Here is a 16929-nt window from a genome sequence, read left to right on the forward strand (position 1 = left end):
GTCTGATTGCCCGGCAGCGCTGCGCTTGCCGGGCCTGCAGGTTTATCGTTCGTAGGCCGGGTAAGGCGCAGCCGCCACCCGGCAATACCCTGACCACACTTCTTCCTGCCGCTTCGTCGTGACCCATCTCACATTAATTTCCTGGTCTATGCTTGATGTGCATGCGCGGCGGTTTGCCGCCGCACTTTCTCTTTTTCCCTCTGCGTAACGATAAACGTTAAGCACCCTGAGGAACACGGGTCAAACGAGGTGGTGGAATGACAGCTAAATCTATTACGTATTGGGGTTGTGAACACATTGATGCTAACACGGTTCGCTTCCATCTATGGGCCAGCGGTCAGGAGCAGATCTCCCTGCGCCTCAACGACGAAACGCTGGCGATGCACCCGACCGGTGACGGCGGATTCGAACTGACGGTTGACTACGTCAAACCCGGTTCACCCTACAGTTATATTCTGGCAGACGGCACTGCGGTGCCGGATCCCGCCTCCCGCGCCCAGCAAGGGGATGTCAACGGTCCTTCGCTGGTGTGCGATCCCGACAGCTATGTCTGGCGTAACACTGAATGGCAGGGCCGACGCTGGGAAGAGAGCGTGGTCTATGAACTGCACATCGGTACCTTTACCCCGGAAGGCACCTTCCGCGCGGCAGCCGACAAGCTGCCATATCTGGCCTCGCTGGGCATCACAATGATTGAACTGATGCCCGTATCGCAGGCGGGGGGTAATCGCAACTGGGGCTATGACGGGGTGTTGCTCTATGCCCCGCACAGCGCCTACGGTACGCCGGATGAGCTGAAAGCCTTTGTGGATGCCGCCCACGGCCTGGGGCTGTCGGTGGTGCTGGATATTGTGCTGAACCATTTTGGTCCGGAGGGGAACTACCTCCCACGCCTGTCGCCGGACTTTTTCCATCCGGAGCGAATGACCCCCTGGGGAAATGGCATCGCCTACGATGTAGCCCCCGTGCGTCAGTTTATGATCGGCGTGCCGCTGTACTGGCTGGAGGAGTTCCGCTTCGATGGATTGCGCTTCGACGCCATCGATCACATTGCAGATTCGTCTGAAAAACATATCCTGGTGGAAATTGCTGAACGCATCCGGGCGCAGATAACCGATCGCCCGATCCATCTCACCACTGAAGACAACCGCAACATTATCTCGTTGCATCCTTACGGTGAGGATGGCTCCCCATCGCTTTATACCGCCGAATGGAATGACGATCTGCACAATGCCATTCACGTCCTGGCCAGCGGGGAGACCCACGCCTGGTACCGGGACTTTGCGCATCAGCCGGAAAAATGGGTCGCCCGGGCGCTGGCGGAAGGGTTCGCCTATCAGGGAGAAATCACTCCCCGGGACCGGGAGCCACGCGGGGTGAAAAGCATCGACCAGCCGCCGGTGGCCTTTGTCGACTTTATCCAGAATCACGACCAGGTGGGGAACCGGGCGCAGGGGGATCGTCTGCTCTCTCTTATCGGGGAGGATCGCACCCGGGTGCTGCTGGCCGCGCTGCTGCTGTCGCCGCATATCCCGCTCATGTTTATGGGCGAGGAGTTCGGCGAAACCCGGCCATTCCTCTTCTTTACCGATTTTCACGGTGATCTTGCGCGGGCGGTACGGGAAGGACGGGCGAAGGAGTTCGCCGACCATGCCAGCCACCAGGAGGTGGGCGTGCCCGATCCGAATGCGCTGGAGACCTTTACACGATCGAAACTCGACTGGGACAAAGTTAACCAGCCGGAGGGGGAAAGCTGGCTCAGCTTCACCCGCCACCTGTTGCAGCTGCGTCAGCAGGTGATTGTGCCGCTGCTGGCAACCGCCCGCAACGGTGGGGGCAAGGTGCTGGACATAGCACCCGGCTGCGTGGCAGTCACCTGGACGTTTCCACGGGGAACCCTGTCGCTGGCGTTTAACGTCGGCGGCCATACGGAGGCGTTGCCCGATCTGCCGGGTGAAACCCTCTTTGCCTGGCCTGAGATCCATACCGAATTTCGGCCCGACACCCTTATTGTCCGCTTTGCCCCTGGAGAACCAACCTGATGATCCCCACAGCGACCTGGCGTATCCAGTTTCGTAATGGCATGACGTTTGATCGTGCCGCCAGTCTGGTGCCTTATTTGCAACAACTTGGCATCAGCCATCTGTATGCCTCGCCGATTTTTACCGCTGCCCGCGATTCGACCCACGGCTATGACGTGACCGACGCCAATGAGATCGACCCGGCCATTGGCGGTCGCGCCGGATTTGAACGGCTGGTCAGCGCCCTGAAGGCGGCTGGCCTGGGGCTGATTCTCGATATCGTCCCGAACCATATGTCCACCTCGCTTGAAAACGCCTGGTGGCGCGATGTGATTGAACACGGCGAGAAGAGCCGCTATGCCCGTCACTTTGATATCGACTGGTCCCGTCGCCTGACGCTGCCGTTTCTGGGCGATGACTTTGACGTGGTACTGGCGAACGGGGAGATCAGCATCCAGCGCGATCCCAACACCGGTAAACCGGCGCTGGCCGTTTATGACAACTTCTATCCGCTCACCCCGGAGAGCTGGATGGGACGCGAGGAAGAGGTTCTGAACCTGCGCGAGCCTGAGGCGATCGCACGCCTGCATGACCAGCAGCCGTGGCGGCTCACCAGCTGGCGCGACGCCCCGCGGGATCTCTCCTGGCGGCGCTTCTTCGAGATCACCGGCCTGGTGGGGGTGCGCGTTGAGGACGACGCGGTCTTTGATGACAGCCATGCCCTGATCCTGGCCCTGGTGCGGTCGGGGGCGGTGGACGGGCTGCGCATCGATCATGTGGACGGTCTGGCCGACCCGCGCGCTTACCTGCAACGTTTGCGGCAGGAGGCGGGAGCCGATTGCTACATCACGGTAGAGAAGATCCTCAGTAAAGGGGAGAACCTCCCCGCAGACTGGCCGATCTCCGGCACGACCGGGTATGAATTCATCGCCTCACTCTCGGAAGTGCTGGTGGATGACGACAAAATCGACAGCCTGCGTCAGGCCTACGACGCGGTGGTGGGTAGCCCGGTGGACATGCACGCTGAACTGCGTGCGGCGCGCCTGCTGATGGTGGATCGCAATTTCGCCGGGGAGTTTTCCACACTGCTGACGCTGGCCAAAAAACTGGCGCACGTGGAAGGCGTGGCGATTGATGAAGAGCTGCTGCGCCTGGCGCTGCGGGAGCTGCTGGTGGCCTTCCCGGTCTATCGCACCTATGGCACCGCGCAGGGGATGTCCAGTGCGGATATCCGGCTGCTACAAAACGTGCTGACCCACGTTAACGCCGACCCGGACGCGCTCACGCTGTTGACCCGTATCCTGACCGGCGAAGTCAGCGATGAGGCCCGCGATACCGCCAGCCAGTTCCGCACCCGTTTCCAGCAGCTGACCGGGCCGCTGATGGCGAAATCCGTAGAGGACACGCTGTTTTTCCGCCAGCACATGGATCTGGCGCTTAACGAAGTCGGGGCCGAACCGGTGCCGCGCGCCTTCTCGCTGACGCGTTTCCATACCGAAATGACGGCGCGACGTGAGCGCCAGCCGGATGCGCTCTCGGGCACCTCAACCCACGACACCAAGCGCGGGGAAGATGCCCGCGCCCGGCTCTATACTCTGACAGAAGCGCCGCAGGTATGGGCCGAGTGCGTGGCCCGCTGGCAGCAACTCAACCAGACCCATGTCCGCTTTCTGAACGACGGCACGGCGCCGCGAGCCGCTGACACCTGGATGTTATATCAGGCGCTGGCGGGAGTCTGGCCACCTGGACTCGATCCCCAGGATGCAGCGGGTCTGAACGCGCTGGAAGTGCGCTTCCTGGCCTTTGTGGAAAAAGCGCTGCGCGAGGCCAAGCTGCGCACCGACTGGGTAGACAGCAACGAAGCCTATGAGACGGTGGTGCTGGAGTATGCCCGCCATCTGCTCTCACCGGACAATCAGGATTTTCTGCGCGACTTCAGCACCTCGTTACGCCCGTTTATCCGCGCCGGGCTGGTAAACAGCCTGAGCCAGACGGTGATCAAACTGACCGCCCCGGGCGTACCGGATGTGTATCAGGGCAGCGAGGGGCTCAACTTTAGCCTCGTCGACCCCGATAACCGCCGCGAGCCGGATTTCGCGCAGCTCAGCCAGCAGCTCAACAGCGCTGATGTGCATACCCCCTCCCGTGAGGCGAGCTGGCTCGACGGCCAGCTTAAGGTGTATGTCACCCGCACGCTGCTGAATCTGCGCCAGCGTAAACCGGCGCTGTTCCGCTTGGGCAGCTATGTCGCGTTGTTGACCCGGGGTGAAAGGGCGGACAAAGCCATCGCCTTTGCCCGCGTGGATGACGACGACGTCTTGATCGTGGTTGCACCGCGTCTGGCGTTTGCCAGCGCCGCACAGACGTTTCCACTGACCGGCGCGGCACTGTGGGGCGATACGGAGGTTGTCTTGCCTGCTGAACTGGCCGGGCGTCGCTATCAGGACTGTTTCAGCGGTGAAATCGTTATACCGGGCGAAAGCCTGAAGTTACATGATGCACAGGATTGCTGGCGGGTGTTACTGGCCTGCGGCTAATAATGATGGTTCGAGGGAGAGATGTTATGGCAAATAATAAGATCTATCAGATTGAGGCGGGGCAGAGTTACCCGCTCGGCGCAAACTACGACGACAAAGGCGTCAATTTTGCGCTCTTTTCGGCTTGTGCCGAACGCGTTGAGCTATGTCTGTTTGATCCGACGGGCCAGCATGAAATTGCCCGTCTGGAGCTACCGGAATACACCCATGAAGTGTGGCACGGCTACGTTCCGGATCTGCAGCCGGGCGCGCTGTATGGCTATCGTGTGTATGGTCCTTACGATCCCGAAAACGGCCACCGCTTTAACCCGCATAAACTGCTGCTCGACCCCTATGCCCGGGCGTTAACCGGCGAGCTTAACTGGAACGCCGCCCATTTTGGCTATGAGCTGGGGCATGACGATCTCGATCTCAGCTTTGATACCCGGGACAGCGCGCCGTTTACCCCGAAATGCCGGGTTATCGACCCCCGGGTGTTCGACGCCCAGGACCCGCATCGCCCGGCGGTGCCGTGGTCTGAAACCATTCTTTACGAAACCCACGTGAAGGGTTTTACCCAGCTTCACCCAGCCGTTCCGCCTGAGCTGCGCGGCACCTTTGAAGGGATGGGGCATAAAGCGATTGTGGATTACATCAAAAGCCTCGGCATCACCTCGGTGGAGCTGCTGCCGGTGCACGCCTTCCCGGACGATCAACATCTGCTGGACAGGGGACTGAAAAACTTCTGGGGGTATAACACCCTGAACTTCTTCTCCCCGGCGTCGCGCTATTACGGTCCGAACGGCATCCAGGGATTCCGCGATATGGTGCGCGCCTTCCACGATGCGGGTATCGAAGTGATCCTGGATGTGGTCTATAACCACACCGCCGAGGGCAACGAGCTGGGCCCGACGCTCTCTTTCAAGGGGATCGACAACTTTTCCTACTACCGGACCATTGCAGGCCAGCACCGTTACTATGTGAATGACACGGGTACTGGCAACACGGTGAATACCTCCCATCCCCGTGTGTTGCAGATGATCATGGACTCCCTGCGCTACTGGGCCGAATCGATGCATATCGACGGTTTCCGCTTTGACCTCGGTACTATTCTAGGTCGCGAGCCGGAAGGATTCGACCAGCGCGGGGGCTTTTTCGATGCCATGATGCAGGATCCGCTGCTCTCCCGGCTGAAGCTGATTGGTGAGCCGTGGGATATCGGCCCGGGCGGGTATCAGGTGGGGGGCTTCCCACCCGGCTGGGGCGAGTGGAATGACAAATATCGCGATACCGTGCGCGAATACTGGCGCGGGGATAACGTCTCCTCGGACTTTGCCGCGCGTCTGCTCGGTTCCGGCGATCTCTACGACCAGCGCGGTCGCCGTCCGTGGGCGAGCATCAACTTTATCACTGCCCATGATGGTTTTACCCTGAACGACCTGGTCTCTTACAACGAGAAGCACAACGAGGCAAACGGCGAAGATAATAACGACGGCCACAATGATAACCGGTCATCGAATTATGGCGCCGAAGGGCCTACCGACGACGAGCAGATTAATGCCCTGCGCGAACAGCAGAAACGCAACTTCCTCACCACGCTGCTCTTTTCGCACGGCACGCCGATGCTGCTGGCGGGGGATGAGTTTGGCCGCAGCCAGATGGGGAACAACAACGGCTACTGTCAGGACAGCGAGATCAGCTGGGTGCACTGGGAGGATCTGCCGGAAAGCGCCGAGATGCTGCGTAATTTTACCCGGCATCTTATTGAGCTGCGTACCCGCCAGCCGCTGTTACGCCGCGAGAGCTGGCGTGATGGGATGGAGATCCTGTGGTACAACGCGGGTGGCGGCCTGCAACTGCCAGAGCACTGGGATGAAGGCACCACCCTTGGGCTCTATCTGACCCGGGCCGATTTAGAGGCAGAAAACGGGATTTGGCAGGAGGTGCTGCTGCTGATCAATCCATACGAGGCTGCGGTACCGTTCCGTATTCCGGATTGCGGCGAGGGTGGCTGGGTGCTGGAGCTAAGTACGGTGCAGGATGACAACCTGGGCCAGGATATCACCCCGGATACTGACTTCCCGCTGGCGGGCCGCAGTATCGTGCTGTTGCGTCGACCTTAACGGTTAGCCCGGGCTCTCTCCCAGGGGCTGGAGGTATCGTCGTCGGCTTTGGCCGGCGCGGTATCTTCCAGCGAATCCAGATAGAGGGCCTCGACTTCGGCGCGAGCCCAAGGCGTGCGGCGCAAAAATTTGAGGCTGGATTTGACGCTGGGGTCGCTGTTAAAGCAGTTGATTTTAATCAGCTTGCCCAGCTGCGCCCAGCCATAGCGCGCCACGAGGGCGTTAACCATCATCTCAAGGGTGACGCCGTGCAGCGGATCTCTGGAAGGGTGAGCGGTCATATGCATCCGGTTATTATTAAAGGTCTTAAAGCGGGGAAGAGTACAAGAAAAGCCGGAAGCCAGCAACGTTACCCGTCGACATTGCAGGCCGAATATTACCTCAATCTCACTGGAATTTATGCCAGTAAAAACTGGAGCAATAATGTGAAGAGATAAACCCTTATTGCCATTACCTGATATGCGGTCCCCCAAAATGTAAGGGGTTGATCGCAGGGCGCTAAATGGATAGCTTGCGTCGGCCATCGTGAAGGCAAGCGCAGCGCTCCCGGCATTATGTTCCTGTGCGATTAAGAGGATTTTTATGACTGCAGTTGATGAATTAAAGATGAAGTATCCAGGTGCGACTGTCTGGCAGATGGGTGACAGTCCAGCACTGGCCAGCGAGCTTGCAGACCTGATCAGAAAGGGGATAAAAACAGCCACCTGTGGCTCCCTGGCCTCTTATCAGCAAGAAGGCGCGAGCTCCACCATTGGCGGTTACATCATTATCCTGGATGGGCAAGCGCGACCTGCCTGCGTTGTCAGGCTGGTTTCAGCGCGTCTGACGCGTTTTTGTGATGTCAGCGCTGAGTTTGCCCGCAAAGAAGGCGAGGGCGATCTTAGCCTTGCGTACTGGCGCAAAGAGCATGAGCGCTTCTTTACGCAGGAAGGCTCTTTTTCGGAGGATATGGAGCTTGTTGCAGAAGAGTTTGAGGTTGTTCGTCTAACGTGAAACCGCTACAACAGTAGCGGTCACGCGTCTATCCCCTATCCCCATCACGATCCCCAGCGCGTCCGCAAATACCGTACCGCATCCTGCGCCTGGGGCTGATTCAGATTGTCCTCGCGGAACAAAATCGTGCCGTCGATGTTCGGCTCAGATTCATTCAAATCAAGCTGTTTTTTCAGCTCCGGCACGCCGCCTTGCACCGTCCAGTCGGGCTCTTTGCTCGATGGCTCGCCCACTTTATAGAGCGCCACGCCAATATAGAGGCGCGTATGGGTCGGTTTCACCACACCGGCCCACCATTTTGCCAGCACGTCATAGCGTGCGGCATCCCGGGCAAAAGGCCAGTAGAGCTGGGGGGCGATGTAATCCAGCAGACCCTGCTGCACCCAGCGGCGGGTGTCGGCGAAAGACTCGTCGTAAGCCGCCGCACCCCGGGTATCGGACCCGGCCGGGTCGTGGGAGCGGTTACGCCATACGCCTGCCGGACTGACGCCAAACTCCACGTTCGGGTTTAGCTGTTTAATGGTCCGCGACACCTGGGTAATCAGCTGCTGGGTGTTGTTGCGCCGCCAGTCGGCTTTTGAGTCAAAGCCCTGACCGTACTGGCGATAGGTCTGGCTGTCGTTCAGCTTCGAGCCTGCGGACTCGGCATAGAAGTAGTCATCAAACTGCACGCCGTCGACCGGATAGCGCGACACCACTTCCGCCACGATGCTGGTGATCCAGTCCCGGACTTCCGGGATGCCGGGGTCGAGGACAAAGCGATCGCCCGCGGTGCGGATCCACTCCCGATGCAGGACATAGACGCTGGGCGGATTCAGCTTCAGGGTTCGGTTCAGCTCGGCGACCGTACCCGGGCGGATATTGGTCGAGACGCGGTAAGGGTTAAACCAGGCATGCACTTTCATCCCACGCTTGTGGGCTTCATCCAGCATAAACTGCAGCGGATCGTAACCGGGATCTTCGCCTATTTCGCCGGTCAGCATGTCGGACCACGGCAATATTTTAGAGGGCCACAGAGCCGTGCCGTCCGGTTTCACCTGGAAAAAAACGGTGTTGATCCCGAGGCTTTTCAGGTTATCCAGCTTATCGGTCAGGGCCTTTTGCTGCATGGCGTTCCGCGCCGGTGCGCCGCGGCCATTCACTGACGCCTGGGGCGGCCAGTCGAGACGGGAGACGGTTGCCAGCCAGACGCCGCGCACCGGCTCGTGGCGCGCGCTTTTATCGGGCAGGGGCTGTTTCGCGACCGGCGGTAGCGGCGTTACCAGAGATTTGGGGGGAGTTGAGCTGCAACTGACCAGTATAAGCGCGGCGATGAGCGCGCCGGAGCGCTTAAGGTGAGTGGCAAGCTGAGAACGACGTGAACAGGCGATGATAAGCTCCAGTTATACGAATGTCGCCGGGTACGTTTATTGTCGTTCTATTCGGAGGGAAGTCAATGCTGTGACCCTGCTGTCTGTCCCCCTGGGTTTCAATTGTTCAGCGAAAAATGTGTTAGGGTTCAGTTGACTATGGCGTCCTTCTGTTGACTGCAAGGTTGACCCATTTGTTACCAGGGGTATTATTTGTTCGTGTAAGTATTTTATTCTTGCTGCTTAGCAATGCGCCAAACAGCCGAACGATCACCTCCTACTCAGGTATTTCAACAGCAGATGCAGGCACAACACATTTTTCAGTTCTGGAAAGCGGTCGAGGCGCTCACGCCTCAGAAACTCGACAAAGATAATCCCGACGATCTGTTCCGGCCAGCCTATAAAGTTGCGCAAGGTGGCAATCTCCCCTGGCGCGATACCAGACACACCGATAAACCTCTTAAGGATGACAAAGTCTGGCTCTATACCGCGCAATGCGGTGTTTATGATGCCACGGCGCTTTCTCAGCAACTGGAAGAGAAGATTGGCGCGCATGATGATGTCGTTGAAGAGAGGGGACGAGTCAATAGTCGGCTTTTTGATATTAGCTTCAATGAGCAGGGCATACCGCTTTATCAGACATTTATGCTGTCGCTCTCCGCATGGGCTGCCGGTCAAATCCTGCACCATAAAGACGGCGTGGCGGCGCTTGAGAACAACGTTCCCGTAGATTTTTCCGACTTGCCTCCGCCAGGTGACACTCTCCCTCTTGTTGATAGTGGGTTCGCCGGTTTTGATGCCTTAACCCTGCGTCTTATGCAATGGATAGCCGATGAAGCCGCGCTTTTAGAGGCTAACGGGAACAGCCCGGATATCGACTGGATCCAGAAGCTGGTGGCGCTGGTGGTTGATAAAACGCTTTTCCCGCACTCAACCTTAGAATCTGAGTTTGTCTGTCTTGTGAAATGTATCCAGGTTAAGGCACCGAAGCCCGCCGGGGAGGAGCCAACACCGGATAACAAAGATAGAGAAAAGAAGGTTGATCCCGTACAGGATGGTTTATTAAACAGTTTTTATATCAGCGAGCTGCGTAATCTTGGCCGCGCCTGGCAGCAAAACGATGCAGGACCGGGATTCGTTGAGTATATGCGTGCTGTCTCTGAACCTGACAGAGCGCGTATCGACCTACGTTCACCCGAGGGTTTACGGCTCGCCTTTCAGCGGTTGCTTCCCACGCAACCCCCTGCGGGCGCCTGGCCTTCGCTTTATCCCCTGGCATTCAGCCAACAGTTAGCGGTTAACGAGATCTGGCGTCGCCACGCCGATCAAGCCGGTATCTTTGCCGTGAATGGTCCTCCCGGGACGGGGAAAACCACCTTATTGCGGGATGTGGTTGCCGCGGTGGTGACGCAACGGGCCGGGAGTTTGATTCGCCATGAAGATGAGGTCTTCGCGGGCAAAAATATGCTGATTCTTGGGGATGACAGATACCCTTACTATCCTCTGCATCCTGCAATAAAGGGGTCTTCGATTGTCGTTGCCTCCGCAAATAACGGCGCGGTGGAAAATATCTCGCTTGAACTGCCCGGCGCAGACGCCGTGCCGGAAAGCGTGCATGGTGAAAGTGATTATTTTGCCGATCTGGTTTCAGAACTGATCGGTAAGCCGGGTTGGGGTTTGCTGGCGGCCAGACTGGGCAACAAAGGCAACAGGAACACTTTTATGAAGGTGTTCTGGTGGAGAAAACCGGAAGAGAATAAGGATACGCCGTTATTACCTCCAGATACGTTCACGCCTCAGCGGGGAGAAGGGCTGGCTTATCATCTCAGACTGATAAAAGCCGGGAAAAGAAAACCGGCCATCTCCTGGGATAAGGCGAAATTGAATTTTAAACAGGCGCAGGAGCGGGAAGAGGCGATACGTAAGCAGCTGATCGACTACGCAACGTTGGATAAGCAGATCGATGAGATTCATCAGCGCATTCTGGAAAAGCGCGACGTCCGGACGCTGACGGCAGACCAACTGACTCAGGCTCAGGAGACGCAGGCGAAGATCCAGGTCGAAAAAATCGAGCATCAGGCCCTTTACGCTGAATGGAGCGGGCAGCTTGAGGCTGCCGGCAAGTGCCTGGAACAGCATGGTTCCCATAAGCCCACCTTCCTGGACTGGATCTCCACATGGGGACGCGCCCATCGTGAATGGCGGGAGCGTTATCATCGTTTAACCCAGGAGAGCGATCGCCTTCGCGCAAAGATGGGGATATACCAGACAGAACGGGATGCCCTCGAACGCAAAGAGAAGGAGGCAGAGAAGAGCGTTAGGGACCAGACGCGGCAGTTGCAGGAGATTGATCGTGCTCTGAGCGAGATGCACCTGGAGCTTATCTCAACGCAAGCGCGGTCAGAGCAGGCAAAATCGGCACTGGGTGATGTCTGGCCCGATCCCCATGCCAGCGATGAGGTGCGGGAGAAGTCCGCGCCCTGGGCGGACGACGCGTGGCAAAAAGCCAGACAGGCGTTGTTCCTGGCCGCCCTGGATGTTCACAGGGCCTTTATTGAGCATCATCCGGAGCCGTTCATCAGCAACATCAATCTGGTGAGTAACTGGCTACAAGGCAAGAATTTGTCCGAGGAGCAGGCTGAGCTGGCGCTTAATTCCCTGACGCTTGTCGTTCCCGTCATTTCAACGACCTTTGCTTCCGTCCCGCGCATGTTTAAACGGATTGGCAGGGAAGCGATTGGCTGGTTGCTTATCGATGAAGCGGGGCAGGCGTTACCCCAGCAGGCCGCAGGCGCCATCTGGCGTGCAGCCCGAACGGTTGTCGTAGGGGATCCAAAACAGCTGGAACCGGTTAGCGGGATCGCTAAAGTCGTGGAAGGGGCGCTGGCGCAGCATTATGGCGTTTCAGCGTGCTGGTGGCCGGGGATGGTGTCGGCGCAAATCCTGGCCGATCACACGATGGATCTGGGCACGCTTTTGCCTGACCCGGATAATGGGCAGGTCTGGGTTGGCTGTCCGCTTCGCGTTCATCGCCGCTGTGACGATCCGATGTTCACCGTCAGTAATGCGGTTGCTTATGACGGTCTCATGGTTCATGGGAAAAAGGCGGTATCCTTGCCCTTGCCGGAAAGTTGCTGGATTGATGTCGAAGGCAAGGCATGTGAAGGGAACTGGATTGCAGAGGAAGGTGAAGCGGTCAGAACGTTGTTATCGGGCCTGCGTGATAGTCATGGCGTAAAGCCAGACAATATTTTCCTGGTTTCACCGTTCAAAGATTGTGCGCAGAAGTTATCCCAACTGGCGTCTGAACTAGGGTTTGACACTCAAAAGACCGGCACAGTGCATACCACCCAGGGTAAAGAGGCCAGCATTGTGATATTTGTCCTTGGGGGAAATGTTCAGCGGCCCGGCGCCAAATCATGGGCTGCCAGCCGGCCTAATCTGCTTAATGTTGCAGTCAGCCGGGCGAAACAACGCTTGTACGTCATCGGTAATCGTGCGGAGTGGCAGAAACAGCGCTACTTCTCCACGCTGGCGAACGGTTTACCCGCTGAGTAAACGGAAAGAGGGCACATTTCGTGCCCTCTTATTACGTTTCGTGACACTGTCACCACTATGAAACAGAGTGGCGATACGCAGACTGGCGAACCTTCTCAACCGCCGCCTTTCCGGCGATAAACGCATGGTCCGAATTGTAGTATTCCCACTCGCTGTAACGTCCGGCCAGCGTGATGCCGTGCAGCAACAGCCATTTTCTGATCATCTCAACGTTCTCTTTACGCTGCTGGTCATAGATGACATAGGCGTAAGGGATATCGATTTGATTGCTGGTGAGGATCTCATCGGTTTCCGAGATGATCCCAACCTCGATGCACTCCTGAATACATCTGTCGATCAGCGCCTGGCCGTCAGCGGGCAGCGGTTTTTCCGGGGAGTAGCTTATCTCACAGGTGAGGCCGCACGCACCCGGCGGACTGCAGAACGGACTGGCGTTGCCCTGTACGAAAATACGGTGGAATACGGTTTTGCCAGCGTAATAAATCCAGTGTTTATCCGTCAGGGTGTCGCGATTAACGCCCAGATTGACGCAGCGGACGGAGACATGGCGCAGGCCTTTTGCGGCTTTACGAATTTCTGGCGGTACTTCGTCACCCATCAGACGGATAAGCTCCGGCAGCACCAGCGTGCTGATCATCTGCTCATAACGGTACTGCCTGCCGTCAGAGAGCACGACAATATGCTGATTGACGTAGATTTTGCTGACCTCGGCGCCGGTCTCAATGCGGCCCTTTATGTGCGGCACAAAGCCGGACATCAGCGCCTGAAAACCGCCTTTCAGGGGGTAGCCGAAACGCGCGTTGGGTCCCATAGGCTTCGCCGTTTCGCCCAGCGCACCTTCGATGATCTGGTCCAGATCGGGCAAGGGGACGCGTCCGCCCAGCCATGAGGTCTCCATCTCTGAGAGTGGCACCGTCCATAATTTTTTATTGTAGGGAATGGCAAAATGACGGGCGATCCCTTTGCCCCAGGTTTCATAGATGAAAGCTTCAAAACTGCCTTCCGGCGGTACGTTCTGGCCTGTGCTGGTGTAGTCCGGCACCGCGCCATCGGCACAGCAGTCATGATGATGGCGGCGATGCGTCTCGGCACTATTCCCACAGGTCGAGGCCATGCTTTTCACCTCTGACCCGGTACCGTAACGCGCCTCGATGGCACCCAGAATACACTCTTTGATCACCGGCGCCGGCAAGCCGTAAAGCGATCCCTGGAAGGGATAGCGGGTATAGACGCCGTCGGTATAGACCCAGGCCTCGCGGATCTGCCAGTGGATATTGTCACCCAGTAAGATGTTGTATAACGCCAGCACCTCTTCATCGGCGGAAAACATAATGTGTCCCGCGTAATCGAAGGTAAATCCTTTGTCCTGAACCGAGCGGCACAAGCCTCCCACCGTCTCATTACGCTCCAGTAAGGTTGCCCCTTCGCCAAAATGATAGGCTGCGCTCAGACCGGTTGGCCCGGCGCCCAGAATTAAGCATGGCTCTACTTCTGAACCCGTTCTGGCAGGGGGGATCAGGCGTAAAACTGCCTGAGGTGAGACATCCTCGCCTCCGGCATCCGTTGTCGCCGTCTCCTGCGCCTGATGACGAGAGAGCGCCTGCCCAATCAGCTCATGCATTTTTTGCACGGTTGTGTCCCAGGAGGTACTCGCGACGATGTTTTGCATGATCTGCCGCTGCGAAGCGCGCTCTTCCTCAGACAATGCCAGTGCCTCTTCGCAGGCCGCGACAAAGGCGGCATGATCCCTGGCGACCGCCACAATGTGGCCATAGGGTTTTTCAACATCGGCGATGGCGGTACTCACCACAGGAAGCTGCGCGGCCATGTACTCCAGTACTTTCGTCGGACTGATAAAGCGAGTGGATTCATTCAGCGCAAACGGCATCAGGCAGACGTCCCACCCGGCAAGGAAATGGGGCAGAGCCTGATAAGGCTGCATGCCAGGGTAATGGATATTGCTTCGTTGCGGCAGGGTAGACGGATCTATCTTCACGACCGGTCCAACCATCACGATTTGCCACTCCGGGTGCGCATCGGCAAGGGCGGCGATCAGCGACAAATCCATGCGTTCATCGATTACGCCGTAATAGCCCAGGCGCGGGTGCGGAATAGCGTCCTGCAGAGGATGGTGATTTGCCCGATCCAGCGCCTGTTCAAAATGCACCGCATCCACGCTACTGGCAAAGCAGTGAATGTTCGGGTGGCGTCCTTTTCTTGCCGCATACAGGCTTGGCCCGCCAGTAAAGACAATATCCGCCCGCGTCAGCAGGGCTGACTCTCGTTGCAGCAGCTGGCGGGGCGCTTTTTCAAAGGCGGCCAGTTCATCCATGCAGTCATACACCACAACGGCGGGGGCAAAGACCTTCAGCAGAGGGAGGGCCATCGGCGTGTAGAACCAGACGACCGGGGTTTCATCCTCTTCGCGTATCTCCGCCAGCAGTGTTTCCAACCAGGCGATCTGTCCGTCATGGAAACCCGGCTCTGTTGACGGCGTCTGCGGTTGGATGACCGTGACATTCGGCGCGGGTTGGGAAATCTTCAGCTCAGGTTTTCCAACGGAATGCAGCGGCTCTTCGATAAAGAAGATCTGGTAGTGCTGAGCAAGCCGTGTCATCAGATGTTGCGGGCGCTGAAAAACAAAATCCCAGCGCAGGTGACTAAAAACATAGATTTTTTTCATGCCTGATACCTCTGTGCTGGTGCAGGTAGTGACGCCAGTTAGTTGGTGAAAGTGTTCCAGCCGGGTCTGGACATGTTTAAGAGCCCGGGCGTAAACGGCATTCAGCTCTCGCTCTTTGTCGGGCCTCACATCCCATAAGCCAGAGTGATGCCAGTTTGCGTTATTCTCCCAGTCGGGGCGGTCGATAATCGGGTAAAGGCAAATGCCTGCAAGCTCTACGCCTGCCAGCTGCGCCTGAGCCACCTCTGAGACGACATCGTTAATCCAGGCGCCGCGCCCGCTACCCACATGGCTGGTTTCGGCAAGCAGAATAGGGCGGCGATAACGTTCCCAGGTCTCCTGCAACATTTCGTGCAATCGCCGTCGCCGACCGTCACCCAGATGCCACGGCAGGCGCTGGTTGTTGCCCATCATCCACTGATTGTCGTGGTAGTAATTGGCGCCTATCAGATCCAGATAGCGCGGATGGCCACCCAGCTCAGGCTCATGCCTGCCTGTCAGCATGTCCCACGCCTGAAACTGCGCGGTACGAAACGCTTCGGTTTGCTCAATGTTTGCAGGGTCGTCATCCGGTGAAATCAGATGGATTAACGGGTCGCAATGTAAAATTCGCGCTCTGGGATCGGCCGCCAGGATGGCGTCGCAGGCGGCTATGGCAGCACGAACAAGTTGTCGCTTGACCAGCTCGCTTTCGCCCACGCCCGGCGGGGAGGTGGGAAACAATCCTTCCGCAATGCCCCAGGCGGTGAATGAGATTTCGTTAATGGGAGAGTAGACCGGCGGCTCCTCATACCAGGGGCGCAAAAACGCGGCCAGCGAGCCACACAGATGAGCGAAGCGAGAGACAAATTCCGGTGAGAAAAAATCGAGATTAGCGGGAAAGCCGTAATGACAGATCGTCCAGCAAATCTGGATACCGTTCTCTTTTGCCGACATCATTTTTTTTGCGACGGTGGTAAAGTCGTAACTGCCTGATTTATCAACAAGACGCCAGCCGACGCTCTCTCTTACCGTGTGCATGTTGAACGGCTTAAGCGCGCGGTAATCCTCGGCATACCGTACGTCATGCGCCGTTGCGTTATCCATTGAAAGGGGATGACCCGCCCGGGTGATAAAATCAGCGCCTTCGAATCCTGCCTGCCAGAATGACCTGAATATCGCCATATACATTGCTCCCTTATGGGCAGTTTTAAATATACACAGCCAGTATGTTTAAATTTATTGGCCTTTTTTAATTACCCATACCCATGGCGAAAAATACATCCGCGGAAAATTTCGAGTATTATTTTTCGTAAAACATTCAACCATAACCATCCTCTCCGAATAATTTTAAACCAGCAAAACAGGGCAACAGGAATACCCCGGAGTTCACCCGTTATATGTTGACGTCCTGGTCTTCAATGAGTAAAAATCACTGTCTTATTCATCAATGATAGCCTGACTTCCTGGCGCTACGCGGCGTTTTTCAGCATGTTCCGGCTTCGCCTGTTAAAAAGATGAATAAAATCATTGGTTGCTGGTGGTCCTTTTTTTATTGGATGCGTTTCGGTTAAACGATAATAATGCTTAACCGGGTCTTTAAATAATGATCCCCCGTTTCGTTAGTTTGCTGGACTGTCGTCTTCATGAGGTCTGTCTTTTTCTGGCACTTTTGTCTTAGAGGAAATGGCCTATTAATGATTGATT

The 16929-nt window shown here is 57.1% G+C and carries 8 protein-coding genes; 5 read left to right on the forward strand and 3 right to left on the reverse strand.

The window, feature by feature from the left end:
- The first annotated feature begins 257 nt into the window (after window positions 1–257).
- From treZ to glgX, 3 genes are read left to right on the forward strand one after another with little or no spacing between them, the layout of a single operon-like run.
- Complete coding sequence (gene treZ / locus DVA44_RS12095) at window positions 258–2042, forward strand: malto-oligosyltrehalose trehalohydrolase (RefSeq protein ID WP_114387066.1); 1785 nt, start codon at window positions 258–260, stop codon at window positions 2040–2042.
- Window positions 2042–4558 (forward strand): malto-oligosyltrehalose synthase, encoded by a 2517-nt coding sequence (gene treY, locus DVA44_RS12100; RefSeq protein WP_114387067.1) that lies wholly within the window; start codon window positions 2042–2044, stop codon window positions 4556–4558. The genes treZ and treY overlap by 1 nt, the downstream gene beginning before the upstream one ends.
- Before the next feature lie 26 nt (window positions 4559–4584).
- Window positions 4585–6660, forward strand: a complete 2076-nt coding sequence (gene glgX, locus DVA44_RS12105) for a glycogen debranching protein GlgX (protein ID WP_114387068.1) — start codon at window positions 4585–4587, stop codon at window positions 6658–6660.
- On the opposite strand, the gene DVA44_RS12110 is transcribed toward glgX, so the two are convergent.
- Complete coding sequence (locus DVA44_RS12110) at window positions 6657–6941, reverse strand: VF530 family DNA-binding protein (protein WP_103179608.1); 285 nt, start codon at window positions 6939–6941, stop codon at window positions 6657–6659. The genes glgX and DVA44_RS12110 overlap by 4 nt on opposite strands.
- Window positions 6942–7242: 301 nt before the next feature.
- Here DVA44_RS12110 and DVA44_RS12115 point away from each other — a divergent pair, with 301 nt between their 5' ends.
- Window positions 7243–7653: an ASCH domain-containing protein gene (locus DVA44_RS12115; RefSeq protein WP_114387069.1), complete on the forward strand. Its 411-nt coding sequence runs from the start codon at window positions 7243–7245 to the stop codon at window positions 7651–7653.
- A gap of 44 nt (window positions 7654–7697) precedes the next feature.
- On the opposite strand, the gene DVA44_RS12120 is transcribed toward DVA44_RS12115, so the two are convergent.
- A complete protein-coding gene (locus tag DVA44_RS12120; protein WP_114387070.1) occupies window positions 7698–9035 on the reverse strand; it encodes a glycoside hydrolase family 10 protein in 1338 nt (445 codons plus the stop codon).
- Window positions 9036–9302: 267 nt separating this feature from the next.
- On the opposite strand from DVA44_RS12120, the gene DVA44_RS12125 reads away from it, so the two are divergent.
- Window positions 9303–12560, forward strand: a complete 3258-nt coding sequence (locus DVA44_RS12125; RefSeq protein ID WP_168194482.1) for a DEAD/DEAH box helicase — start codon at window positions 9303–9305, stop codon at window positions 12558–12560.
- A 55-nt stretch (window positions 12561–12615) separates the two neighbouring features.
- Here DVA44_RS12125 and DVA44_RS12130 read toward each other — a convergent pair whose 3' ends face one another.
- Window positions 12616–16407, reverse strand: a complete 3792-nt coding sequence (locus tag DVA44_RS12130) for an NAD(P)-binding protein (RefSeq protein ID WP_114388412.1) — start codon at window positions 16405–16407, stop codon at window positions 12616–12618.
- Window positions 16408–16929: the final 522 nt, after the last annotated feature.

The organism is Leclercia sp. W17, from assembly GCF_003336325.1.
Classification (GTDB): domain Bacteria; phylum Pseudomonadota; class Gammaproteobacteria; order Enterobacterales; family Enterobacteriaceae; genus Enterobacter.

Bases quoted from the DNA above. Each gene is read 5' to 3' on its own strand.
- treZ (WP_114387066.1), top strand. From the start codon at position 258: ATGACAGCTAAATCTATTACGTATTGGGGTTGTGAACACATTGATGCT.
- treY (WP_114387067.1), top strand. From the start codon at position 2,042: ATGATCCCCACAGCGACCTGGCGTATCCAGTTTCGTAATGGCATGACG.
- glgX (WP_114387068.1), top strand. From the start codon at position 4,585: ATGGCAAATAATAAGATCTATCAGATTGAGGCGGGGCAGAGTTACCCG.
- DVA44_RS12110 (WP_103179608.1), bottom strand. From the start codon at position 6,941: ATGACCGCTCACCCTTCCAGAGATCCGCTGCACGGCGTCACCCTTGAG.
- DVA44_RS12115 (WP_114387069.1), top strand. From the start codon at position 7,243: ATGACTGCAGTTGATGAATTAAAGATGAAGTATCCAGGTGCGACTGTC.
- DVA44_RS12125 (WP_168194482.1), top strand. From the start codon at position 9,303: ATGCAGGCACAACACATTTTTCAGTTCTGGAAAGCGGTCGAGGCGCTC.
- DVA44_RS12130 (WP_114388412.1), bottom strand. From the start codon at position 16,407: ATGGCGATATTCAGGTCATTCTGGCAGGCAGGATTCGAAGGCGCTGAT.